The 22,933-nt window shown below is 70.9% G+C and carries 17 protein-coding genes; 3 read left to right on the top strand and 14 right to left on the bottom strand.

The features are described from left to right. Nucleotides 1-93: 93 nt before the first annotated feature. The 9 genes from D7Y15_RS16735 to D7Y15_RS16690 all read right to left on the bottom strand — a co-directional run bounded on the left by D7Y15_RS16735 (nucleotide 94) and on the right by D7Y15_RS16690 (nucleotide 9,637). The gene (locus D7Y15_RS16735) at nucleotides 94-411 is read right to left on the bottom strand and encodes a hypothetical protein (protein ID WP_121753207.1); all 318 of its coding nucleotides are present in this window, start codon (nucleotides 409-411) and stop codon (nucleotides 94-96) included. Between the two features lie 313 nt (nucleotides 412-724). Then, nucleotides 725-1,156, bottom strand: coding sequence for a MauE/DoxX family redox-associated membrane protein (locus D7Y15_RS16725; protein ID WP_121753206.1), 432 nt, complete (start codon nucleotides 1,154-1,156; stop codon nucleotides 725-727). A 98-nt stretch (nucleotides 1,157-1,254) separates the two neighbouring features. After that, complete coding sequence (locus D7Y15_RS16720) at nucleotides 1,255-2,466, bottom strand: proprotein convertase P-domain-containing protein (RefSeq protein ID WP_121753221.1); 1,212 nt, start codon at nucleotides 2,464-2,466, stop codon at nucleotides 1,255-1,257. Between the two features lie 42 nt (nucleotides 2,467-2,508). Beyond that, nucleotides 2,509-4,008 carry a methyl-accepting chemotaxis protein gene (locus D7Y15_RS16715; protein WP_121753205.1) on the bottom strand — a complete coding sequence of 500 codons (1,500 nt, stop codon included), beginning with the start codon at nucleotides 4,006-4,008 and terminating at the stop codon, nucleotides 2,509-2,511. Beyond that, a complete protein-coding gene (locus tag D7Y15_RS16710; RefSeq protein WP_148712788.1) occupies nucleotides 4,008-4,688 on the bottom strand; it encodes a RedB protein in 681 nt (226 codons plus the stop codon). Before D7Y15_RS16710 ends, D7Y15_RS16715 begins: the two co-directional genes overlap by 1 nt. A gap of 171 nt (nucleotides 4,689-4,859) precedes the next feature. After that, nucleotides 4,860-5,963, bottom strand: a complete 1,104-nt coding sequence (locus tag D7Y15_RS16705; RefSeq protein ID WP_121753203.1) for a class I SAM-dependent methyltransferase — start codon at nucleotides 5,961-5,963, stop codon at nucleotides 4,860-4,862. A 38-nt stretch (nucleotides 5,964-6,001) separates the two neighbouring features. Then, nucleotides 6,002-7,915 carry a glycosyltransferase gene (locus D7Y15_RS16700; RefSeq protein WP_148712787.1) on the bottom strand — a complete coding sequence of 638 codons (1,914 nt, stop codon included), beginning with the start codon at nucleotides 7,913-7,915 and terminating at the stop codon, nucleotides 6,002-6,004. Then, nucleotides 7,912-8,643, bottom strand: a complete 732-nt coding sequence (locus D7Y15_RS16695; protein ID WP_121753201.1) for a PIG-L deacetylase family protein — start codon at nucleotides 8,641-8,643, stop codon at nucleotides 7,912-7,914. Before D7Y15_RS16695 ends, D7Y15_RS16700 begins: the two co-directional genes overlap by 4 nt. Continuing rightward, the gene (locus tag D7Y15_RS16690; protein WP_148712786.1) at nucleotides 8,636-9,637 is read right to left on the bottom strand and encodes a hypothetical protein; all 1,002 of its coding nucleotides are present in this window, start codon (nucleotides 9,635-9,637) and stop codon (nucleotides 8,636-8,638) included. Before D7Y15_RS16690 ends, D7Y15_RS16695 begins: the two co-directional genes overlap by 8 nt. A 421-nt stretch (nucleotides 9,638-10,058) precedes the next feature. Between D7Y15_RS16690 and D7Y15_RS16685 the strand changes: the two genes are divergently transcribed. Continuing rightward, the gene (locus tag D7Y15_RS16685) at nucleotides 10,059-10,979 is read left to right on the top strand and encodes a serine protease (protein ID WP_121753199.1); all 921 of its coding nucleotides are present in this window, start codon (nucleotides 10,059-10,061) and stop codon (nucleotides 10,977-10,979) included. Here D7Y15_RS16685 and D7Y15_RS16680 read toward each other — a convergent pair. Next, nucleotides 10,972-11,802: a hypothetical protein gene (locus tag D7Y15_RS16680; protein WP_126933824.1), complete on the bottom strand. Its 831-nt coding sequence runs from the start codon at nucleotides 11,800-11,802 to the stop codon at nucleotides 10,972-10,974. The genes D7Y15_RS16685 and D7Y15_RS16680 overlap by 8 nt on opposite strands. A gap of 514 nt (nucleotides 11,803-12,316) precedes the next feature. Between D7Y15_RS16680 and D7Y15_RS16675 the strand changes: the two genes are divergently transcribed. Further along, nucleotides 12,317-13,276 carry an alpha/beta fold hydrolase gene (locus D7Y15_RS16675; protein WP_121753220.1) on the top strand — a complete coding sequence of 320 codons (960 nt, stop codon included), beginning with the start codon at nucleotides 12,317-12,319 and terminating at the stop codon, nucleotides 13,274-13,276. Between the two features lies 1 nt (nucleotide 13,277). Here D7Y15_RS16675 and D7Y15_RS16670 read toward each other — a convergent pair whose 3' ends face one another. Next, nucleotides 13,278-14,852, bottom strand: coding sequence for a general secretion pathway protein GspE (locus tag D7Y15_RS16670; protein WP_233604979.1), 1,575 nt, complete (start codon nucleotides 14,850-14,852; stop codon nucleotides 13,278-13,280). A gap of 41 nt (nucleotides 14,853-14,893) precedes the next feature. Beyond that, complete coding sequence (locus tag D7Y15_RS16665) at nucleotides 14,894-15,283, bottom strand: VOC family protein (RefSeq protein WP_120580650.1); 390 nt, start codon at nucleotides 15,281-15,283, stop codon at nucleotides 14,894-14,896. Between the two features lie 27 nt (nucleotides 15,284-15,310). Here D7Y15_RS16665 and D7Y15_RS16660 point away from each other — a divergent pair, with 27 nt between their 5' ends. After that, nucleotides 15,311-16,666, top strand: a complete 1,356-nt coding sequence (locus tag D7Y15_RS16660) for a response regulator (protein WP_120580649.1) — start codon at nucleotides 15,311-15,313, stop codon at nucleotides 16,664-16,666. On the opposite strand, the gene D7Y15_RS16655 is transcribed toward D7Y15_RS16660, so the two are convergent. Together D7Y15_RS16655 and D7Y15_RS16650 are read right to left on the bottom strand one after the other, a co-directional pair. Continuing rightward, on the bottom strand, nucleotides 16,650-19,757 hold the full coding sequence (locus tag D7Y15_RS16655) for a hypothetical protein (RefSeq protein WP_120580648.1): 3,108 nt from the start codon (nucleotides 19,755-19,757) through the stop codon (nucleotides 16,650-16,652). The two genes, D7Y15_RS16660 and D7Y15_RS16655, sit on opposite strands and share 17 nt — an antisense overlap. A gap of 15 nt (nucleotides 19,758-19,772) precedes the next feature. Then, nucleotides 19,773-22,933 (bottom strand): flagellar motor protein (locus D7Y15_RS16650; RefSeq protein WP_121753196.1); only part of this gene is annotated, 3,161 nt, incomplete at its 5' end.

Here is a 22,933-nt window from a genome sequence, read left to right as displayed (position 1 = left end):
TTCCTGGAAGACAGGATGACGGTGAAGAAGTTCGGAGCAGTGCACGACTAGAGGCCGCAGGCGCTCCTCCTTCATCATGGGAATGGCTGCTTATTAGTCTTCCACCACACCGCTCTGATGAGCGTTGATGTGGTCAATTCCCCTCCATCGAATTCCCCTGGCTTCAGACAGCGGGACGAACCGGAAGACGATACGATCGGGGATGCGGTCGTTGGTGCGCACTGGGCGAGCTGACTTGATCTTGCCGCCGAAGTAGGAACGCTCGGACTTCGTGTTGTGCAGGTAGATCATTCCTCCAATGAGCCGCTGAGCATCGGCCGGCGCGACAACCCAGTTTCCGCTTTCGTATTCGTCGTCGGAAACGCGATGGAGGTTGAGACGATCAACGCATTTGAAGTGTATGGAGGGCATTTCTCTATCTTCGGAGGTTTGACGGCCGGGTGGAACTCCCTCCCTATGGGGGACGACTCGTGCGGGGCCACCAGCGTTTGCCCTCTCGAAAATCTCCACCGAAATTCTGGGCCTCCTCCACCTGTACCCTTGAGCGACCTCGGGGCAGCTTACAACCTCTAACATCGGACTCGCTCTGCGCCAGCGACGTGGAATCCATGTCCACGTTGCCGCACGCGGCAAGCAATCCCAACGACACCGACGCGAACACCATCAACAGACGTGCTTTCACGAAAGGCTCCCGGCTGGAGGGACTCTCAGTGATAGCACAGCCCTACTCCGCGCCGCGGGCCCGCCGCCACGCATCCACGGAGAGGTGGTCGTATTGCACGGTGGCGAGGAGGACGACGTAGAAGCCCAGGTAGGTCATCTGGATGCTCGCCGCGTTCCAGTTCTGCGCGGAGCAGGCGCCTCCAATGAGCAACATCATCAGCAGCGTCCCCGCCACGAGCACCCGCCGCACCTCCACGCCCACCAGCAGCAGGAGGCCCACCACCGCCTCCACCACCGGGATGGCCAGACTCACCGCGTACACCCACGAGGGCGGCAGCGGGCTCTTGTCGAAGGAGTCGCGCATGCCCACCGCGAACGCCGTGAGCTGCGGCAGACGGAAGAGGCCGTGGAGCGCGATGTTCATCCCCAGGCCCACCCGGGCCAGGGCGTGCGCGAGGCGTGCGTTGTCGACAGGCTGCGAGGGCGCGGGCATCGGGAAACCTCCAGAGGCTTCCCGTGTCCCTCTGAACGCCCGCGAGGACAAGGCTCGCGGGCGTCAAATCATTCTTCGATGGACTCGAAGGATGCGCGTCAGTCCCAGCGGCTGGTGAGCTTCAGCTTCCACTCGCGCAGCTTGCCGTTGCCCACGCCCGACGGGTTGACGATGTGCAGCTTCCACAGGCCGTTGATGGTGCCGTCGCGGGGGATGCCGCGCGTCACCGGGATGCGCTTGGGCGGCGTGCCCTCGTTGGGGCCGTCCCACAGGAGCGCCGTCTCACCGCCCGGATCCTCCAGCGTGAGCACCAGCTTGGACGGGTTGTTGTGCGCCAGGTCCAGCTCCACCGTGATGTCCTCCGGCACCGTCGCCAGGCCCACCACCGCCTGCGTCGCCGTCAGCGGCGTCGTGTTGCCCTGCAGCGTCAGGTCCGCGTACGCCGTGAACTCGCCCGACATCCACGCCGGACGGCACCAGCCCTCCGTCGCGCCCGAGTCCAGGCCGTGGCACGCCAGCCCCTCCTGACACGGCACGAAGCGCGAGCACGACTCGTGGTCGCCCGGGATGGCCAGCGTCGTCACACAGCGGCCGTAGAGGCTGGAGCCGTCATACGGCTTGCCCTCGCAGTGGAGGTTCGTCCCGCACGTCCCCGCGCCCGTGCACGGGTCGCCTTCCTCGCCCAGCTGCGTGGCCGCCTTGAGGTTCTGGAGCGCCACCGTGTTCACGGCCGGCAGCCGGCCCAGCTTCAGGATGTCGTAGAAGGGCCGCGCCGCCACCATCGCGTTCGCCGCCGCCGAGGGCACGTTGTACGTGGACTGCAGCGCCGTCAGCGACTGCGTGTTCACCACCGCCAGGACCCGGCGCGCCTCCGCGACGTTGAACGACACGCCCTGGTACGTGCCCACCCAGCCGTCCACCGGCAGCTCCACCCGGCCCGTGCCCCGGGCGTACGCCTCCAGCGCCGCCAGCGCCGCGGGCCCCACCTGGGGCAGCGCGTCCACCTGCTCGATGGAGACGAAGCGCTTGTCATCCGCCGTGTGCGAGATGCCGTCCGGCCCGAAGCGGTAGTTGATGATGCTCTGCGCCGCCAGCGCGTTGAGCGGCACCTGCGTGTCCAGCTGGTTGAAGGTCAGGGCGTACTCATTGAGGAACATCACCACCCCGATGCCCGCGGGCGTGCCCGTGGCCAGCTCCTGCGTCTGCACCGCCAGCGCTTCGGCCGGCGTGTCCGACACCGCGGCAGCGCCGCAGCTCAGGAGGAGGGGGACCGAGGAAAACGACAGAAAACGACGGAGTCTGGAGTTCATGGCGTCCATGTACTCCAAGAAAGGCCGCGTGTCGGTGACCGTTCAGGTTCTCTCTTGATACAGCGCGATGACGCCGTGGACCTGGTCGGTGACCTGCTGGAGGCGGTCCGCCGCCGCGTGGGTGGCCTCCACGCGGGCCACCGAGGCCTGCATCAGCGCCGTCAGGTCCGACACGGCGGTGAAGATTTGTGCCACGCCCGCCGACTGCTGGCTCACCGACGCCGAAATCTGGCGGACGGCGTCCACGTTGCCCTTCACCAGCCCGGACAGCATGCCCAGCCGTTCGCCGGAGGCGCGGATGGTCTCGATGCCCCGGCCCATGCGCTCGCCACCCTGGCGGGTGAGGTCCACCACCCCCTGGATTCGGGAGCGCGTGTCATCCAGCACCGCGCGCACCTGCTGCGTGGCCGTGACGGACTGGGTGGCCAGGCCCCGGATCTCCCGCGCCACCACTGCGAAGCCCCGGCCCACCTCTCCGGCCCTCGCCGCCTCGATGGCCGCGTTGATGGCGAGCACGTTGGACTGGTCCGCCAGGTCCTGCACGGTCCGGGTGATGCCGGCGATCCGCTCGGTGTACGCCGCGAGTTCCTGGATGCGCGCGGAGAGGTCCTCCGTCTGCGCGCGCAGGTCCGCCAGTCCCTCCACGCTCCGGCCGATGGCCTCCTCCACCGCCGCGCCCACGTCCCCGGCCTGCTGCGTGGCATTCAGCACCCGGGCCGCCTGCTCCGAGGCGACCAGCGACGTCTGACGGATCTCCTCCGCCGTCACCCGCGTCTCCTCCAGCGCGCGGGCCTGGCGGGAGAGCTCGTGGCGCTGCTCGCCGGTGGACTCCGTCAGCGTCCGCACGGAGTCGCGCAGCGCGTCCGCGGAGCCCATCAGCGGCCGGACGACCTGCTCCTCCACCGCGGTCCGGGACAGCTCCAGCTGCGCCTCGCGCCGCGCGGACTCCCGGAGGTCGCGCCGGCCCTGCACGCAGGAGGCGATGAGGAAGATGTCCTCGAACGCCACCCACGCGGTGTGCTCCATCCACCGCCAGGACTCGCGGGCGTGCATGCCGAAGATGGACTCCGGCCAGAGCAGGCCGCGCAGGAGGTGGTCCGCCGCCACCACGCCGCTGAAGGTGAGCAGCACCTTCCAGTCCCGGTAGATGGAGAGCAGCGCCAGCGAGCCGAAGATGTGGAAGTGCGTCTCGATGCGGCCGCCCATCAGGTGGATGAGCAGCCCGGACATCAGCGCCTGCCCCACCGCGATGACGTGCCGTGTGGACTCGAGGCCGGGCCGCGTGAGCGCGAGCACCACCGGAAGGCCGCCCAGGAGCAGGCCCAGCCCCACCGCGGCCACCACGTGGGAATGGACCGTGCTCTGCAACCCCTCCCAGGCCCGGGGCGACAGGTACACCGCCGCCGCGATGCCGCCCAGCCACTGCAACGCCATCAGGACCACGAAGGTCCGGTCCGTCCGCCGGCCCAATGACAGACACTGCGCATCGAACAGCTGGCGCGCACGCTCGGACACGACCGATTCGGACAGCTGGATTCTCATCACGTGTCATCACCCGCGGGCGTGAGCGGTGTTTCGAGGGCACAGCCAAAAACAGGCGCGGTGGAGGGGCTGGAGGCCTCCGCGTCCAGAAGGTCCCGGATGGCACCGCCCCCCTCGCTGTCACCTTCGTGGCCTCGCGAGGGGGTGATGCCGCCGGCGAAGCGCTCCACTCCGTCCGGCGAGAAGAGGACCAGCTGTCCCGAGGTGCGCGCGCCCAGCTCGTGCGCCACCTGCCCGTCCACGTCCGCCACCACCTCCACCCCTGGCAGGGCCACGGCGCGCGTCCACAACTCCGAGCGCTCGAAGCCCGGCGGGGCTTCACGCGGCGCCCAGACGAACACGTGCGTGGAGAGCCGCGCGCCGTGCCGGTCCAGGAGCTTCGCCAGCTCCGACAGCGTCGCGCGGGAACACGGGCACCGCGGGTGGAGGAAGACGAGCAACGTCCACATGCCCGGCGCCCGCGTGAAGCGCTCCGGCAACCGGACAGGGGGCGTGGCCGCGAGCCCCGCGACATTCGCCTTCGCCCCCATGAGCCCCAGCCCCAGCACGCTCGCCACGAGCCAGCCGCCCACCAACCACGGCAGCGCCCGGCGCCGGAGCGCACTGTGTTTCAGGCCCTCGTCATGGGACGCCCGGGCCGGGGCATCCGCGGGGCCCTGCGAGACAACCGGGGCGGACATGCATGGTCATGCTGAAGAATTCCCGTGCCAATGGCAACGCGTATTCAAGCAACCAAGTCCATACACTCCCCAGCCCGGGAACAACGACAAGCCCGGTCGTCAGCCTCTTCCGGGAGAGAAGCCCGCCTTCCTTGCGGGCAAGCCCGGACTTCTATCCCTGAATTCTTGTTATCACCGTTCCCAGAGCCGGATTTCGGTCCCTGCACGGCGCACGAGCAGCGGGCTCGCGGCGCCGTCCACCGGCTCGATGCGGCCCGGAAGCGTCGCGGACTGGACGCACCTCCAACCGCGCGTGGCGAGCGCGGCGTGCACCTGGGCGCCGAAGCCTCCGCCATAGGACGTGAGCAGGTGGGACGCGCGCAGCCGGTTCAGCAGGTCGCGGCCGGCGTCCTCGGACAGGTAGTAGAGCACCTCCGCGAGCAGCACCAGGTCCGCCTCCAGCGCCACGTCCTCCGCGCTGGCCTCGACGATCCGCACGCGCGCGTGGCTGCCCAGCCGCTCGCGCAGGCGCGTGACGAAGCGGGGCTCGGACTCCACGGCGCGGACGTTCGCCTCCGGGAAGAGCGTCAGCAGGTGCTCGGTCATGAGCCCCTCGCAGGCGCCCACGTCCACCACGCGCCGGGGCGCGCCCGCGTCGCGCAGCGTCCCGAGCACCTTCGCGGTGAGGGCGAAGCGCTCCCCCTCGTAGGTGGATTGGGCAAAGCCCCAGGGGTCCGCGAGCTCGGAGAAGATCTCCGGCTTCGTGAGGGAAAGGGCGCGCACCACGTCCGCGGCCCGCACCTCCGCGAAGGCCTCGATGCCGGGCCCGTCACGCACGGGATCCGTGCAGGCGCCCGCGCGGGCTCCGTCCGGACGCTCCCGGTAGAGCGCGTTGAGCAGGCCCAGCTTCCGCTGGAAGGCCGCGTCGTCCAGCACCGTGCAGGCGGTGGGCCTGGCGCCCGTCGCGGGGACCCACAGTCGCTCGAAGACGCGGCTGACGAGCAGCGCCACCTCGCGGTGCAGCGGGGCGTCCTCCTGCGGGCTGTGCGTGAAGACGCGGACGTCGCCCCGGGAGCGCTGCTCGCGGCACCATGGCCCCACCTCCGACGGGGACAGCAGGAGGTGCGTGCTCCTCGTGCCCAGGGCCCGGCCCACGGCCTCCAGCTCCCGGCCCGCGCTCCCATCCTCCGTCACCACCGCGACGTCCGCCCCCGGCGCCACCGTGCTGAACAACCGGACCACATCCTCCGGGTGTGCCACGACGATGAGCGCCGGGGCCTGCTCGTTCTCAGCCATGTTCCGCGCTCCACATTGAAAGGGATTCCGCCAGGGGCTCAGCCATGGGCCGCGCTCCAGTCGGACACGTCCTGCGCCGCCTCCTTCGGGAAGCGGAGCAGCGGCAGCAGCTGCTCGCGGATGAGCGGCTCCCAGTGCAGCCGCTCCGACAGCGCCCAGCCCGTAGCGAGCAGGAGGCGGCCTTCGTGCGCATCACGCGGAAGCCGCCGCACCACCTCCTCCGCCACGCGCTCGGCGGTGCGCAGTTCCTGCTCTCTCAGGACGCTGGCGGGCAGCGCCTTCCAGGTCTCCATCGAGTGCGCCAGGCCCGCGACCCGAGCATCCGCCACCGGGTCCGACACCACGAGGTTCGGATGCGCGGCCTCCGACAGCCCCTGCCGCTCGCACACCGCCTTCAGCGCACGCCGGGCGCCGCTGGCTCCAGAGATGACGCAGATGGCGCCGCAGCCCAGGGCCTCCAGCTGCGCCAGGCCATAGGACTCGTACAGCGACTGCCCCAGGGACACGTCCGTGGCGCGGTGCAGGTCGTCCCGCGTGAAGTCCAGGCCCGCGGGCCACGTGGGCTGGTTCACCAGCGCGATGTGCAGGCCCGTGTCCTTCGCGTTGAACGCGTCCACCCGTGCCTTCAGGGCGCGTAGGTTGTCGGACGGCTCCGCCTCGTTCCACTCCGTCACCATCATCAACAGCGCGGGCTTGCGCTCCAGTGGCAGCAGCGTGGCCAGGTGCTCGCACACGTCCACGTCGCGCCAGAGTCCCTTGCAGACCTCGTCCCGCGCGATGTGCGTGAGCAGCAGGCGGAAGTCCTTCCCCCACGACTTGCGCGCATGGGCCAGCACCTTCGCGCGCGCGGCCTCCTTCGCGTCCCAGCCCGTCTCGATGGGCCGGTGCCCGTGGGGCACCACCGTCACCGGCTGGAGCGCATAACGCACATCCAGGAACCGCAGCTCGTCCGCCACGGACGCGCTCACCGCGCCCACGCGGTCACACAGGTGGCCGTTGCGCAGGATTTGAAAGTTGGGCCAGGTGCTCACGGGGTACACCTGGTCCAGCGTCTTCCCCTGCTCCAGCCCCAGCCGCTGGATGTTGTAGAAGCGCGCGTCGGACGCGCCCTGCCCTGCCTCGCCGTACTCCACGAGCACGCGGGGCGTGCGCACCTCGCCCGCGTAGTACACGGTGCGGCACCAGCGCCGCCCGTCGAGCAGCGCCTTGTACGCGAGCGGCAGCGACAGGTGCTCCTGCGCCAGGATGACGGTCCCCGCCCCGTCCTTCGGGCGCAGCCGCTCCAGCGCGTCGAAGACGGGCTCCGCGAGCACGATGGCCAGCATCGCGTCGTGGTCCAACGCGGGCGCGTCCAGGAGGCCGTGCCGGACCGCCTTGCGGAACAGGCGGTTGACCCAGGGCGCCGCGCCCAGCCGCGTGCCGAAGCGCTCTCGCCACACGCGTGACAGCCCCCGCCACGCCGCCGGCCGCGGCCCCCGGCAGTCGAACGGGAGGTCCACCCCGAGCAGCGTGTGCAGCCGCGCGAGGAACTTCGGCAGCGTGCCCATCCTCACCCGGTAGCCCCGAAGCACATCCGTGAGGTCCACGAGCAGCACCTCCACCGGACCGCCCGGAGCGTCGCGCCGCCCGTAGACGAACGACACGTCGTGCTGCTCCTCCACCGGCCGGAAGACGCGCGCCCATCGCTCCGGGTTGTCCCGGCGCAGGCCGCTGTAGAACACCTCGCCGTGCGTCTCCAGGTCGCGCGCCAGCGACTCCTCCGGCGCGTAGCTCCCCAGGCCGCACGGCCGCACCGTGGGGCTCACCAGCAGCGTGCGCGGGAAGGCCTGCCGGTACTCGGGCGCGGACAACAGGTGCTCCAGCACCACGCCCATCCCGCCCAGCGTGCGCGTCGCCTCATAGGAGAGGTGCACCAGCATCTCCCCCTCCGCCCAGGGCTCCCGCGTGCTCATGGCGCCACCGTCCACACGCGCTCGGCCATTCCCCGGCCCGCGCCCAGCCGCCGCGCGTGAGACTCCACCGCGGGCAGCGTCTGGGGCTCCAACTGGCTCGCGTAGAAGGACAGCCCGCGCAGCTTCGCGGACCACAGCGTCGTCACGTCCAGGCACCGGGGCGACAGCCCGAGCGCCCACGCGTAGTCGACGATTTCATCCTCCGGGTGGTGCGCGGAGTACGGCAGGTCCTCGTAGTAGACGACGTTGCGCTCGCCGCGCAGGGCCCGCACCGCGTCGCGCACCATCAGGTGGTCCGCGTGGCTGGAGATGCCCAGCGGCACGTAGCAGACCGCGTCCTGGGACACGCTCGCCAGCACCTCGTCCAGCGCCAGCAGCACGCGCGAGGCCAGCGCCGACCGCGCCTCCTCCGACTCCACGGGGCCGCCCGGTGGCGCGCGCAGGCTGGTGTCACGGAAGCCCAGGTGCACCAGGTCCAACCCGTGCGCCCGGGCGAATCTCCGGTCCTCGCCCATCCGCAGCGACGTCACCGCCATGGCCCGCGACGGGTCCACCGGCAGCACGAACTCCCAGCAGCTCTGGGAGAAGACCGTGACGAGCGTGGGCACGATGCCCCGGGGCACGTCGAGCAGGCTCGCGTACGCCCCCAGCGCCACGTCGTCCGGATGCGGGGAGAAGAAGACGTGCTCCGGCCCCTCGCTCCTTCCATTGCGCGCGCGCTCAGCCACGGGCGCCTCCCGCGAGCGGCGGCGCGGGCCACGCGTCCAGCGGCAGGTCGTGCAGGTCGCCCTCGGGCGTCACGAAGCCCAGGATGACCACGCGCTCACCGTCGTTGTGCACCGTGTGCCGGAACGCCCGCACCGGCGCGTCCAGCTCGCGCGTCAGCCCTTCGGAGAAGCGGCCGGAGGTGATGAGCCAGTGCCCTTCGTCGTTGGGCATGAGGCGCGGCGTGTTCCCGTCCAGCCACACCAGCCCCGGCCGGGACTCGCCCAGGTTGAAGGTGAAGAAGCTCTTGTCCGAGTGCGGCTCCGACGCGTGCGCCACCACGTCCCGCCTGCGCCGCGCGGTGCTGGGCGCGTGGTACTTCACGAACCGCACCGCCCCTTCCGTGCGGCGGCGGAACAGCCGCGTGAGCCCCCCGGCGCGCAGGCCGTAGCCCAGCTCCAGCGCCTCCAGCAGCACGACGCCCACGGCGTGACAGGCGTCGTACGCATCCTCCGAGGCCTCCAGGAGCTCCCGCACCGGCTCCGGCACCACGCGGCGGCGGAAGACCGTCCACGTCGCGGGCTTGGCCATGAAGGCCTCGATGGGCTGCCGCACCACCGGCGACTCCGGGTACCAGGTGGCGTTGTAGCCCGTCTCGAACACCGAGGCCGCGGGCAGCAGCGCGTGCAGGTACGGATGCGCCAGCAGCGCGTGCTGGAAGGTTGCCTCGTAGCGCTCGAACAGACCCGCCAGGGCGTGCCGCTCCAGGAAGGCCGTGGGTCGCTCCAGGTAGAAGAAGCCGCGCTCCGACAGCTGGGTGACGAGGCGCCGCGCGAAGGACTCCCGCTGGCGCGGCGTCCCGGACACGAAGTCCTCCAGCTTGAGCGGCCGGATGCCCGTGAAGCGCTGGGGCTGACGGCGCACGAGGCCGTCCCGCGCGGAGGTGAAGGGTCTGGGTGGCAGGGACGGTGCCGGTGTCCGTGGCGCGGTGGCGGGCATGGGATGTCGGGTCGTCATGGGTGGGAATCAGGCGGGAACGTGTCGCAGGCTACGGGTGGCGTCTGACATGCGTGGCTCCACCCGCCCCCGGACCCGGGGCCAATGCCTCTCAAACCCAGTCACCTCCCAGGTCGCCCGGCACACACGCGCCGTCATTTACGCGTGCGAGGGTCGCGCTCCGTGAACGGGGGGCCCAGGGCTCGCGTCTAATTCCTGTCCTGCCTCCGCATGCGAGACGTCTGATCATCACTCGCTCCGGCCGCGTGCGGGTTCACCGCCCGGCACGGCTGACGCGTCATGCAGTTCCGCTGACGTGTCACACGGCGACGAAGATGACGCTCCGTCGCGCGTCCAGGTGCGCGTCTCGTCCGGACAACCACGGCGCATGAGCGCGGCATGTCGCTTGCTGTCTCCCTCCGCACTTGTTCCAGGAGAATGCATGCGCTTCATGAGCGGAGTCGTCGTCGCGGTCGGTCTTCTCGGGTGCGGTGGTCCGGAGGCCGAGCAGGCCCCCTTCGAGACAGTGGGTCAAACGGACCAGGAGATCGTGGGAGGCATCGAGGCCCGGCCGAACTCCCACCCCTGGATCGTCAGCCTGCAGCAGTACGGCAGCCATTTCTGCGGGGGCAGCCTGGTGCGAGTGGGCGACAAGGAGGAGAGCGACATCGTCATCACCGCGGCCCATTGCGTCTATGACGGTCTCGCCAACGCCACTGCGGTCGCCGGGGCGCATGACCTGTACAACCCCACGTCCACGCAAGTGACAGCCCGGGTGACGAAGGCCGTCTACCACCCGCAGTACAATCCGGACACGACGCTGAACGACATCGCCGTCCTCAAGCTCGACAAGCCCATCAAGTTCGACACGACCGTCGCCAGGGCTTGCGGCCAGTCCTCGGGCATGCGCCCCAACCTCGCCCCCACGCTCGCGGGCGGCAACACGCGCGTCCCTGTCTGCCTCCCCTCCTCCGGGGCGCGCGTCGCGGACAACACGATGGCGACGGTCGCGGGCTGGGGACTGACACGCGAGGGGGGTTACGACACGTCAAGCATCCTGCTGCAGGTGGGCGTCCCCGTCCTCAGGCATCAGGACGTCGCCAATAGCTACAGGTCACAAGGAATCAGCATCGACGAAAATGCCATGTTCGGGGCTGGGTACAAGCAAGGGGGCAAGGACGCATGCCAGGGCGACAGCGGCGGGCCGCTCGTCGTCAATGGCCCCCAAGGCTACGTGCTCCAGGGCATCGTGAGCTTCGGGGTGGGCTGTGCGCGGGCAGGGCTGCCCGGCATCTACACGCGGGTCTCCAATTACATCCCGTGGATCAACACGCAGATCCGGAGCCTCAGCACCGTCAGGTAGGGCGCGCGGCAAGGGCTGCCCTCGCCAACTCCAGGTCCGTGTAGAGGCTCGCCTCGGGGATTCCCGCCTCCTTCAACTGACGAGCGGCGATGCGGTTGACCCACCACACCGTCCCCCCGGGACGCTGGTGAAACCGGGCGAAGCGCGGATAGAGCAGCGTCCCCATTCCCTCGAAGCCCGTCAGATCCATCAACAGCGGTGTCTCTGGGGGAGTCGCCGCGAAGAGCGAGTCCAGGGTCTCGGACGACAACGACGACAGCCTTCCGAAGAGACGAACTCGGCGCGGCGTCTCCTCGAAGACTTTCACGGGGAGCCCCGCCTCCAGATAGCCGTGGATGCCTTCCAGAAACGTGATGCTGCCGGCCTCGCGAGCCAGCTCGGTCGCGAGCCGAAAGAGCGCCAGGACCAGGGCATGATGCCGGGGCGCACGGTGGGCGTCCGGGCTCCACGCGACGAAACCGCGCTCTTCGCTCGAATGACGGAGGCGGAAATAGAGGCTGATTCCATCCATCCCGATGACGTCCGAGTCGGTCATCTCCAACGGGGCCAGGCTCGCGACTTCATCGAGGAACTGGCGTCCTCGCTCCTGGGGAATGGGGACACACTCCGGGAGGGGCAGGCTCTCGCTGGCAATCACCAGGGTGCCGTGGGGTTCGCGGAAGATCGTGGCGAGCGCGCCCTTCTCGAAGAACGAGGGGCTGAATTCGACGCCATGGAACGTCGCGGGATGCGGAGGCAGGTGCAGCCGGGGAACGTGCTTGTCCTCCTCCTCCACAATCACCTTGAACCCACAGGCCTCCGCCGCCGCACGGAGCTCGAGCATCTCCGGGTGCGAGAGTCTCCGCCCCGTCCACCCCGGCAGACCTCGATATTGGTCGCGCACACACTGAATCGACTCATTCGCGTGGACGGGGAGGATCTGCCGCAGGGAGGCCGCCTCTTTCAGCGTCAGTTCGGGCCCACGCCAGGGAATCTGGACGCGCCACCCAGACGCCGTCCCAGGGATGGGCGCACAGCAGGCAGCCGCCATGGCCTGGTCACACCGAAGACAGGGGGTGAAGACGATGCCACGCTCACGGGTGGAATCCCCGAAGCTCCCTCCGCAGCGGGGACAGGTCAGGCGCTCTTCCGGCTCGTCGTTCATCGCAAGCTCCACATCGCGAGTGCGCGCTGGGGACGCACCGCCTCGAAGGGGCCTGACGCGCTCCAAGCCCGCCTGGGCAAGGGTACGCGCCGTCCGCGCCTGGCGCACGCGACGCGGTCCTGCTCGTGAAACGCTGAGTCCTGTCCTTATGATGCGCGCCGTGTCACGGGCCCTTCCTGCCGTGGGTGAACGCATGTCCGTCGCTCTTGGAGTCCTCGCTGGTGTCGCCGTGCTGGTGCTCACCGCGCGCTGGTGGTTGATGCACCGGGTGGGCACACCCCGCGGTAGTGAGCCCTTCGACGGACATGTCTACCGGGTGGGCAAGGCCGTCATCGCCGAACGGCGCTGCGAGCAGCCCCGCGCCACGGTCATCGTCATGCACGGCTTCGTGGCGGACATGCGCTACTTCACGCACCACTACCGCGGGCCCGACCTTCAGCTCATCCTGCTGACGAGCTGCGACTACCACCTGCCCATCACCGACCCTCGCGAGGAACCCGCCCCCTGGGCGAAGGTGCCGGCCGAACCGGAGGGCACCATCTCCCATGACGCCGCGGTGCTGGTGCAGGCCCTGGAGCACCTGCCCCGGACGGACGTCGTGCGCGTCCATGGACATTCGCGCGGAGGCGCCGTGGTCCTGGAGGCCGCGAAGCTGCGGCCGGACCTGTTCGAACGGGTGGAGGTCGTGCTGGAGGCGCCCGTGCTCCCGCAGGCCCGCCCCTACCGGAGCCTGACACCCTCGCAGCTCTGGCTGCTGCCGTTCCTCATCCCGCTGTGGCGGCTCGCGCCCATCGCGCGGCACAACCGGGGCGCATGGGGGCCGCTGGAGAATGCTCGCAAGCGTGAGCTCATCATGGCCTTCCCGTTCAACCCGAAGCGGGTGGCGACGATGATGGCCAACCTGCGGGACATCGAAGCCTGGAGCCAGGCGCGCGATGCGTCCCTGTTCGGCAACCTGCGGCGCGGCACGGTGCTCGTTCCGGGGAAGGACCGGGTGCTGGAGTCCGCGTCCATGCGCGAGAGCGCCGGGCGCGCGAAGCCGGGGCTCGACGTGGTGGAACTGGACGGGTGCAGCCACTTCGTCCTGTGGGACCGCCCGGATGCGATGCCCTTGCTGGCGCACACACCCGAACGGTCCACCGGCGGCGATTGAGCTACGCGCTCTTGCGACGCCGCATCATCGCTTCGTACGAACGGCCCACGCCCTGGGAGAGGATGAGCAGCTCGCCCACGTCCGGCGGGGTGAACTGCTCCGCTCCGTTGTCCACGTAGAGCAGGTGGACCACCTTGCCGCGCACGAGCAGCGGCAGGATGACCGCCGTGGTGGGGAAGCCGCCGCCGAGCAGTTGGTAGAACATGCCCATCGCAGCGTCGCGCTTCACTGGACCGACGTAGTGGGAACGCAGGTCGCGCACGAGGCGGAAGGTGCTCTGGTCTCGCAGCGGCACGCCGATGCGACGGACGCCTTCGTCGCTCACGCCCTGCCCCATGCCGTGCCAGCCGGTGACGAGGTTGCCCTGCACGGACAGCAGCAGGCACCGGCGCCACTTGCCCATCGCGAAGCGGAGCACCGTGCGGGCCACGTCCTCGCGGTCCGAGCTGCGCGCAAGCTCCGCCTGGGCCTCCGGGAACGTGAGCGGCGTGGGAGGGGGAACCACCGGCTTCGCGGCCACGGGCGGGCTCGCGGCGGCTCCCGGCGGCATCGCGCCCGTCGCACTGGCCTGGGCCGCGACGTGCGCGGGGACTCCCTGCGCACCCGCCTGGGCCGCCACATGCGCGGGCACACCGCGCGCTCCGGCTTGTCCCGCCAGATGCGCGGGCACCGCCTGAGCTCCGGGCTGACCCACCACGTGCGCGGGCACTCCCTGCTGACCCGTCATGTGCGCGGGCACTCCCTGCTTCGCCGCGCCCTGCCCCGCCGGACTCGCGGCGGCACGGGCCATCTGCGCGGGAACTCCCTGCGCGGGGACGGACGGAGCGACGTGCGCGGGGATGTCCACTCGCGGCGGCGCGGCCGCTCCGGGACGCGGCTGCGCCGGCATCGCGGGCCGGCCCTGGGGCGGCGTGGCCACTGGAGACTCCACCACCTCCTCGCCGGTGATGATGATCTCCCCCTCCAGCACGTCCGCTTCCGCATCCGAGCCACCGCGCAGCGCCTGCGCGTAGACGGACTGGAACTCCTCCTCGCTCATCAGGTCCGGCGGCCGCTCCGCCGCCTTCGCCAGCTCCGCCGCCGCCGCGCCCTTCGCGGGCCTCGGGCGGACGGCGTTCATGTCGATGGCCCGCAGCTGCCGGAACGCCTTCGCGTGGCGACGGAGCAGCTGGTTCATCCGGAACTCGGGGATGACCACCGGCACCACGCGCTTGCCCGTCTTGAACGCGATGGCGTCCAACGTCGTGAAGTCATGCGGGTTCAGCACCGCGACGCTCAACCGCGTCGCGTCCGCCCGCATCGGCAGGTACTCCTTGTCGTCCGCATCATTGGGGTTCACCAGCGCCACGGCCTTCGGGTCGGGCACCATCTCCCCGGACGCGTAGGCGCAGTTGTGCAGCCTACCCAGCGCCTTGGCCAGGTCCTGCTCGGACAGGAGCCCCAGCTCCACCAGGTTCGTCCCCAGCCTGCCGCCGTGGACCACCTGGGACTCCAGCGCCTCCTCCAGCCCCGCCGCCGACACGAGGCCGTCCTTCACGAGCAATTCACCCAGGCGCATGGGGCCGCTTGTAGCCATGCCCCGTCACCCTCCGCAAGCACCCGGCCGGGCACTCGCCCCTAGTCGTCTGGATGGTGGCTCAGCCCCACCCGGTTGCCCTCCGGGTCCCGCACGTAGAGCGTCCAGCGCGTCTCGTGCTCCAGCGCCACGCCCGCGCGGGCCAAGGTCTCCACCACCCCACCCCGTGCCTCGCGGGCAATCCGGAACACGAGCATCAGCAGCCCCGGCGCCGGATGGCGGAACGGCTCCACCTCCGGCGTCCCGTCCACCGCCTCGATGGCCAGGAAGGCGCCCCCTGGGACGCCTACCCAGACGCTCCGCAGGGTGCCGTCCTCCCGCAGGTGGCGCTTCAGTTCCGGAAAGCCCAGCAGGTCGCGATAGAACGCCGTCACGCGCTCCACGTCCTTCGCTTGAATCGCCACGTGGTGGAAGCCCTGAACGTCCTTCATGGGGTTGATGGTAGGGTCTGCCGGCCCATGGCGCGACTGCTCATCGTGGAGGACAACCAGGAACTCGCCTCCCTCATCGCCACGGTCGCGGAGACCCGAGGCCATGAGGCGGTCACCGTCTTCACGGGTGAATCCGCGCTGGAGGCCCTGGGTCCCCACTCGCGCTTCGACGCCGCGCTGGTGGACCTGCTGCTGCCGGACATCCGCGGCAGCGAGGTGCTGGGAGCCCTGCGCGCGCACGCCATCCCCGCCATCGCCGTCAGCGGTGTGTACAAGGGCGACCGCTTCGCCCGGGAAGCCACGCAGGTCCACGGCGCCTGCGCCTTCTTCGAGAAGCCCTTCGAACTGGACGGCGTGATCAACGCGCTGGAGGAGGCCGCGGGCGTGCCGCCCGTGACGCACGGGGAGCTGCTCGACGAGGTGGACCTGCTCGTCCTGGAGGAGCTGGTCCAGGAGACGCCCGCGGCGGATGAGCCCGCGCTCGAGTCCGTCCTCTCCCCGCCCGAGCCCGCCGAACCCGCGCCCCCGGAAGAGCCCGCCGACGTGTCGGAGGCCCTGCCCCTGCCCTTCGCGCAGCGTGGCGCCGTGTGGACGGAGGCCGCGCCCGCGCCCGTGCGTCAGCGGCGTCAGTTGCCGGAGTGGTCGCTCGGCGGAGACCTGGCGCACACGTCGGTGCCGCGCCTGCTCAACGCCTATTACGAAGCGCGCCACCACGGCGAGCTGAAGCTGCGCCAGGGCACGGTGCTCAAGGTCGTCTACTTCGAGGCGGGCCGCGTGGTGTACGCCGCCTCCAACCTGGCCCCGGAGCGCTTCGGCCGCTTCTGCCTGCGCAAGGGCGCGCTCACGGAGGCGCAGCTCGCGGAGGCCGCGGGCTACGCGCGCGAGCACTCGCTGCGCACCGGCGACGCCCTGCTCAAGCGCGGCCTGCTCTCCCCCAAGCAGCGCCGTCAGCTGCTGGAGGAGCAGGTGAAGGACATCCTCTGGTCCACCTTCGCGTGGACGGAGGGCGGCTACGGCTTCAGCCCCATGAGGCCGCAGCGCGCGGACCTGGTGCCGCTGTCGCTCTTCCCCGGGGACCTCATCCTCGAAGGCGTCACGCGCACGGAGACGCTGGTGGCGCTGCGCCAGCGCATGGCGCCCGGGCGCCGCCTGTTCCCCACTGCGGATCCGCCCTACGGCCTGCACGAGCTGAAGCTGGCGGGGCCCCAGGCGATGCTTCTCGCGTTCGCGGACGGCACGAAGACGGTGGAGGACCTGCTCGCCCTCACGGACCTGTCCGAGCGCGAGGCCCTGGCCACCCTGCGCGGCCTGGAGCTGTCCGGCGTGCTGGAGGAGCGTCAGCAGACGCCCAACCGCCGCCAGCGCATCAGCTTCGGGCTCTGACGCCCCGCCGGCGCCGCGCGGCCCACGCCAGCGCGCCCAGCCCGAACGCCGTCACGCCCGAGCCTCCGCCGGAGCAGCCGCAGCCCGACGTGGAGGGAGGCGGAGGCTCCGTGTGCGACACGACGACCTCGCGCAGCGACGCCGTGCCCGAGAACTTCGGCGGCTCCAGGAGCGCCGTGCGCACCACGTACGTGAGCGTCGCGGTCGAGCCCGCGGGCAGCGACACCGGCTCCACCGCGAAGTGCTGCGCGGACGCATCCGCCGGCGTCACCGGCCGGCCATTCAACGTCACGCTCTGGGGCACCACCTGCGCGCCGGTGACGGTCTCCTGGTAGCGGATGGAGCTCACGTCACAGGCAGTGTCGTTGCGCAGCGTCACCGTGACGCCCACCTGGCCGGAGTTGATGCCCTCCCCCGTCTCCGTGCGCCGCTCCACCGTCACGAAGGGCCGCGCGCCAATGCGCACCGCGTGCTCGCGCTCCGCCCCGCTGGCGCCCTCGCCCTCGGCCGACACCTTCAGGGTGACGAACTCGCCCACCAGGGACTCCAGCTGCGTGTCCACCGTGGCCAGCGACGCCGAGTCATCCTGGGTGACGGGCGGCGCCAGCTCCGGTCCTCCGGCAGGGTCCCACTTCAGTTTCACCGCCGAGCAGGCTCCCTCCGGAATCGTCTGGCGCAGCGTGCCCCGGGCGCCCTCGCCGCAGGTGGCGATGAGCTCACCGCTCAGCTCGCCCAGCACCACCTCGCGCGCCGGCCGGAAGAATTCCGTCGTCGCCTCCGGCGCCATGACGCCGCCATCGGGCAGGGTCTCATGCACGCGCGCGCGCACGGTGTAGTTGCCGCTGCCGCACGTGGGGGGCAGGTCCAGCGCGAAGTCGCCTCCGCCTCCGGTGGCCGTCCACGTGTCGAACACCTTCTTGGGATCGTCCCGGTCCTCCAGCGTCACCACCGTGGCAAGCAGACGCATGCCCGTGCAGTTGAGTGGCTGATCCGTCGTCACGTGGCCGCGCAGCATGCGCTCCTCCGCCGGCTCCAGTTTCACCAGCGTCTTCACCGATTCCACGGGCACCCAGCGCGGCTTCACCGTGACCTCCACGTCGGCCGTGGGGCTGTCGAGGACGAAGCCCTCCACGGTGATGCGGTTGAAGGCACGCAGCTTCAGCTTCAGGGCCTCCACGCACGTCGCCCCGTCAAGCAGCACGGAGTTGCCCTCGACGGGTTCCAGGTCCACGGGACGCCGGTCGTTTCCCTGGACGGCCGTCACCGTCGCGCCCGAGGGCTTCTCCAGGACCGACCAGAACGTCGACACCGGCGGCAGTCCTGGCGTTCCGGGAGAGCCTCCGCACACGTGGGTCGCCTGGGGAAGCAAAGCCGTTTTGGTGAAGACTTCACGCGAGGGGGCGGTAAACGGGACCTCAGGGGGGCCCCATGGGTGGAGCCGCACCGTGACGGTCGAGGGCGGGGAGTCCAAGGTTCCGTCATTCGCCGTCACCGCGTAGGTGAAGTTGGCCGTGTCCGGCTTGCAGCGGTCCTCCCGGGTGGAAGGGGGCGTGAACGTGGCCACGCCCGCATCCGTCACGAGCCCGGGTGCCCCAGGGGGCGCTGTCCACGTGTACTTGACGGGCGCGCAGCCGGTGATGCCTCGCGTGGCGGTGAAGGTGCCGGAAGGCCCTCCCGCGAAGAAGTCGTTGCCATCCACCGCGTCGACGGTCACCTGGGGGGCTCCAGGCTTGACGGTGTGGTTCACCACCAGCTTCACATCCTTCGGCGTGTCGTGCGCCCCCAGACCGTCGGAGGCCACCACGTCAAGCCAGGATGTCTCGGTCTTGCAGATGCCCGTGGGCGCGGTGAGCGTCAGCTTGAGCCCGCTGTCCTCGTGCGAGTCGAGCGGCCCCTGAACGACGCGGATGGGACTGCCCGCTCGCACGGTGGCAGACAGCCGCACGGCATCCCCATCCGGGTCACGCAGCTTGAGCTCCACGTTCTCGGTCTTGCCCTCGTCCACGAAGAGGGTGTCAGGCAGCTCGCTCACGTTGGGCGGGCTCAAGTTCTCGTAGATGAGGACGTTCTGCGCGGAGCCGTAGAGAATGGCGACGCAGTAGGACGCATCCGCGCAGGCCAGTTGCACCGCGGTCTGGGTGATGCCCGTGGGGAAGTCCGTATTCCGGCGCCAGAGCGTGCCTGGACGCTCGGGGGGAACCACCGGCTCCGCGCTGTACGCCACCACATTGCCGTCTGACTTCTGCTTGAGGAGCAGCAGCCCGAAGCCCGTCCCCGCGCTGGAGCCGCTCGTCACGTCGAACGCGAGCGCGTCGACCGACCCAGGCGCCAGCAGGATGGGTTCGAACGGATAGGTGGATCCGCCAAGCGTGCCTCGGAACAGACCCAAGTCGTTGCCGAAGAACGCGAGCGGCTGCTCCGCCGTCGAGCCCGGCAGAAGGGCGACGCCATGGGCCGAGTTCGGAGCGGCGATGCCCGTGGCGATATAGGACACCGCGCCCGTGCCCCGGTACCAGAGGAAGTTCGCCTTGTTCGCGGAGACGGAGAACAGCGCCTGGGGTTGCCCATCCGACTGAGGGGGCAGCACCGCGAGATGCTGCTGGGCGCTCAGGTCCGTCGGCGGGGTCGTCAGGGTGCCCCACTCGGCCGTTCCCTCTTTCGGGAGGAGCGAGGTCCGAAACCGCGGTGTCAGCAAGGGCCCTTCGGCGGCGACGGCATACCCCACGCCCCCATCAGCTGTGACGCGCGCGGCCTTTACCTCGTAGTCGTTGCCGTCGTCAGGGAACAGACGCTTGCCGTCATCCGCGGGCGAGCAACCGGCCACGCTCTGGAGCATCCCGTCCATGCGGATGCCCACCACGCAGTTGGACCCGCGCAGGAAGCTGCCCGCCGTGCCGACGTTGAGGGTCGTCACGACGCCATCCCGCGACACGTACAACTGCGTGTCGGTCGCCACGGCGAAGAAGCCGGGCCGGAAGACGGTCACGTCCTTCGGATAGCTCTGGGTCGCGACGTTCCTCCAGCGCGCCTGGGCGACGCCCGCGCACAACCCCAGTCCCAGGATGAGCCACCCGAATCGCACGTTCGTCATCCCTCTGCCCGGCGCCTACCAGGCCACTTCCGCCCGGAGATAGAGGCGATCCGGAGCATCCTCCGATTCGGCCTCCAGACCCAAGCCGCTGAACCCCAGGACCGTGTACCCCAGGGCCACCCGCAGGCGCTCGTCCAGCCGGTAAGCGACCTCTGGCCGGAGCGCCGTCAGGCCCTGGTCGTCCGCCGCCGATGTACGCCGGGCGGCCTCCACCGCGACCTCCAGTCCACCCAGCAGCCGCACCGAGGGCCGCAGCGTCCCCGTCCACACCCAGCGTGAGGACTCGCCCAGGCTGGAGCGTCCGACGTGCAGGCCGGACGCCACGGAGAGCCGCTCGCCCAGCCGCACCGCCGGCATCAGCGACACCGTCTGGAGCATCCGGTCTCCGAAGGCGAAGCGGGCACCCGGGGACAGCTCGCGCGTGAGGCCGTAGCGGGCCACCACCAGCCAGGGACCGGGCCGCCAGACGAGCGCCGCGAACCCTTGCGCGAACCGGGCCTCCAGCCCTTCCTGGCCCGCGGTGTGCGCGAAGTCCAACCGTCCGGAGGCCGTCACGTCCTTCATCAACTGGCCTTCCGCGGCCAGCGCCAGCACCACCTGGGTGCGGTCCACCGGGCCAGAGGTGCCACGCACGGGCGTGCCCTCTTCATGGCGCAGCTCGGCGCGCACGTCCGCGCGGAAGCGCTCGCGCAGCCACTGCGCGGACACGCTGGCCACGTCGCGCGTGAGGTCGCTCTGGATGTCCAGCGGGCTGCGCACGCCGCGCTCGTAGCGGGCACCCGCGCTGAAGCCGCTCTGTCCCGCCGCCCACTGGAAGCCCACGGCGCGCGCCCGCCGCATCGCCATGGCGTCGTGCGCGCTCACGTCCTCCACGAACAAGGTGGTGCCATCCCCGACCTCCGTGCGAGCGCCCGTCACCGCGCGACCCGCGCCGAAGTCCGGCCCGTCCACGTCCACGGAGTAGCCGCCGTAGTAGGTCTCGCGGCCGCGCTGCACGCGCGCATCCAGCCAGGCCTGGGGGCCCAGCTCCGGGCCCCAGCCGGCCTTCACGCCCACGGCGGCGGCGTCGTCCAGTCGCACCTCCACGCCCGCGGAGGTGAACGTGTCGTTCATCCGGCCCAGGCCTTCGCCGCGCTCGAGCAGCCGCTGCCGGTGCGCCGCGGACACGGTGAGGCGGGACGTCAGCACGCGGGACACCGATACGCCCAGGGACGTCCGGCCGCCTTCGAGCGCGGGGCCCTCGCCGGGCACCTCCGTGGCACGCAGCCAGCTGTCGCGCAGCTCCAGGCGCACGCTTCCGTCGAAGCGCTCATAGGCCACGGCGGCGCCCAGCGTGCGGGCACCGAAGGGCGTGTCCTCGAAGGGCAGGCGCGGATCCGCCGAGCGCCGCTCGTCGCCCAGGAGCGTGATCGCCACCGGGCCCACGGGCTGCGTGGCGCGCAGGGACAGCTGCCGGAAGCGGGCCGCGTCCAGGTGCTCGCCGTCGGAGAAGCCCCTCGAGCGCTCGCGCCACGCGGCGTCCACGGAGCCCCCCTTCCCGGGGCCCAGCACGCCGGGGCCACTCACGCGCAGGGTCACCGCGCCGCCGTGGTCGTCCAGCGTGCCCACCGGGCGGAGGAAGGACAGGCCGCCGTCGTCCGACACGCCGAAGACGGTGGGCTCCACCGCGATGCCCCGGCTGCTCGCGGCCTCGGCGAGGAGCGAGTATCCCCACAGCTTCGTCTGTCCCCGCCCCGACAGGAGCTGGAAGGGGGCTCCCAGCCGGCGCTCGCGCACGGCGGCCAGGGCGACGGTGGAGTCGAGCCAGCGCGCCCAGGCTTCGCCGCCCACCGAGTCGCGCGGATCCCCCGTGTGCAGCACGGCGTAGTCCACGACGAGCACCGGCGCCGGCGTCTCGGTGAGCGCGTCCGTGCGCAGGAGCGACGCTCCGATGAGGAACGACAGCGGGCGCGCGAGGAGGATGCGGCCCGCCAGGTAATCAATTTCGTAGTCGCGGCCCCGGATGAGGTGCTGTTCGCCCAGCGGCAGGCCGGTGACGCCGTCGCGCACCTCCACGCGAACCAGCTCGGAGCCCTCCGCCACGATGCCGCCGCCCAGGTAGTAGAGGCTGCCGCCGGTGGCCAGCAGCTCTTCGTGCGCGGGCGTCGCGGCCAGGCCGCGCGTGGGGTCCACGAGCCCGCCAGCGAAGGCGTCCAGCCCCACGCTCACGGGGCCCAGCTGTTCGCGCAGCTCCGCGTAGGGACCGAAGAGCGGGCGGTGGTAGCGGCCCACCTCGCGGTCCTGCAGGAGCGCGCGATAGGTGCCAAAGCCCGCGCGGCCGTACTGCTCGTGCCGCGCTTCCAGGCGCAGGCGTCCCTCCGCGGGGTTGGGCGTGAGGGACACGGAATTGTCGCCCCACTCCGCCGGGGCGAAGTCGGGGTCGGGCCAGCGGTCGAAGCGCTCGGGCCTCCGGGGACGCAGCCAGTCCGCGAGCGGCGCGTCGTCCAGTTGGCGCAGGTCGGTGTCGGTGAGGTCCAGCTCGCCCACCACCTGCACGGGCCCCAACTGGGCTTCGCCATGGAGGGCGCCGCGTCCCCGCAACCGGAAGCCACCGCCGGCCGGCGCGATGCTGGCCTCCACGTCGAGCAGGCCCACGACGAAGGGTTGGGCACGCGCCTCGACGGTCACGGTCACGGCACTCCAGGACCGCTGCGGCGGAGCCATCGAGATGCGGACGGTGTTGCGTCCCGGGACGAGTCGCACGGGCAGGCGGACCTCCCCGTCGGGGCCCGCGAAGAGTTGGGTGTCAGGGGTCGTCACCTGGGTACCAGGGGCGACCTCCAGCCGCAGGAAGGTGTCTCCCGTGGGCAGGGGCACGTCCGGGGACAGCCCGCGCATGGCGCCCAGGCGCTCCTTCGCGTGAGGGATGACGATCCAGCCGTGCTCACCGCGCCGAACCACGTCGAAGGATTGCTGGGCGAACTCCACCGCGCCGCCCTGCGAGGTGGTGGTGATGGAGATGACGTTCGAGCCCGGCGTCAGCAGCACGGTCGCGAGCCACGCGCCGGAGTCCTCCACGGTGGCGTCCACGTCGCCCGCGCGGACCCGGTCTCCGGGAGAGGCCTGGCCGCTGATGAGGAAGCGCAGCTTCCCGTGGTCGGCGGCGCGCGCTTCCGGGGGACGGCTCTGCTCGGAGG

The organism is Corallococcus sp. AB030 (genome assembly GCF_003668965.1).
Taxonomy (GTDB): domain Bacteria; phylum Myxococcota; class Myxococcia; order Myxococcales; family Myxococcaceae; genus Corallococcus; species Corallococcus exiguus.
This window is presented reverse-complemented; position numbering and strand designations above follow the sequence as displayed.

Excerpts from the sequence above, each read along its gene's own strand:
- D7Y15_RS16735 (WP_121753207.1), bottom strand. The coding sequence starts at position 411 with ATGCCCTCCATACACTTCAAATGCGTTGATCGTCTCAACCTCCATCGC.
- D7Y15_RS16725 (WP_121753206.1), bottom strand. The coding sequence starts at position 1,156 with ATGCCCGCGCCCTCGCAGCCTGTCGACAACGCACGCCTCGCGCACGCC.
- D7Y15_RS16720 (WP_121753221.1), bottom strand. The coding sequence starts at position 2,466 with ATGAACTCCAGACTCCGTCGTTTTCTGTCGTTTTCCTCGGTCCCCCTC.
- D7Y15_RS16715 (WP_121753205.1), bottom strand. The coding sequence starts at position 4,008 with ATGAGAATCCAGCTGTCCGAATCGGTCGTGTCCGAGCGTGCGCGCCAG.
- D7Y15_RS16710 (WP_148712788.1), bottom strand. The coding sequence starts at position 4,688 with ATGTCCGCCCCGGTTGTCTCGCAGGGCCCCGCGGATGCCCCGGCCCGG.
- D7Y15_RS16705 (WP_121753203.1), bottom strand. The coding sequence starts at position 5,963 with ATGGCTGAGAACGAGCAGGCCCCGGCGCTCATCGTCGTGGCACACCCG.
- D7Y15_RS16700 (WP_148712787.1), bottom strand. The coding sequence starts at position 7,915 with ATGAGCACGCGGGAGCCCTGGGCGGAGGGGGAGATGCTGGTGCACCTC.
- D7Y15_RS16690 (WP_148712786.1), bottom strand. The coding sequence starts at position 9,637 with ATGACGACCCGACATCCCATGCCCGCCACCGCGCCACGGACACCGGCA.
- D7Y15_RS16685 (WP_121753199.1), top strand. The coding sequence starts at position 10,059 with ATGCGCTTCATGAGCGGAGTCGTCGTCGCGGTCGGTCTTCTCGGGTGC.
- D7Y15_RS16680 (WP_126933824.1), bottom strand. The coding sequence starts at position 11,802 with ATGCTCGAGCTCCGTGCGGCGGCGGAGGCCTGTGGGTTCAAGGTGATT.
- D7Y15_RS16675 (WP_121753220.1), top strand. The coding sequence starts at position 12,317 with ATGTCCGTCGCTCTTGGAGTCCTCGCTGGTGTCGCCGTGCTGGTGCTC.
- D7Y15_RS16670 (WP_233604979.1), bottom strand. The coding sequence starts at position 14,852 with ATGGCTACAAGCGGCCCCATGCGCCTGGGTGAATTGCTCGTGAAGGAC.
- D7Y15_RS16665 (WP_120580650.1), bottom strand. The coding sequence starts at position 15,283 with ATGAAGGACGTTCAGGGCTTCCACCACGTGGCGATTCAAGCGAAGGAC.
- D7Y15_RS16660 (WP_120580649.1), top strand. The coding sequence starts at position 15,311 with ATGGCGCGACTGCTCATCGTGGAGGACAACCAGGAACTCGCCTCCCTC.
- D7Y15_RS16655 (WP_120580648.1), bottom strand. The coding sequence starts at position 19,757 with ATGACGAACGTGCGATTCGGGTGGCTCATCCTGGGACTGGGGTTGTGC.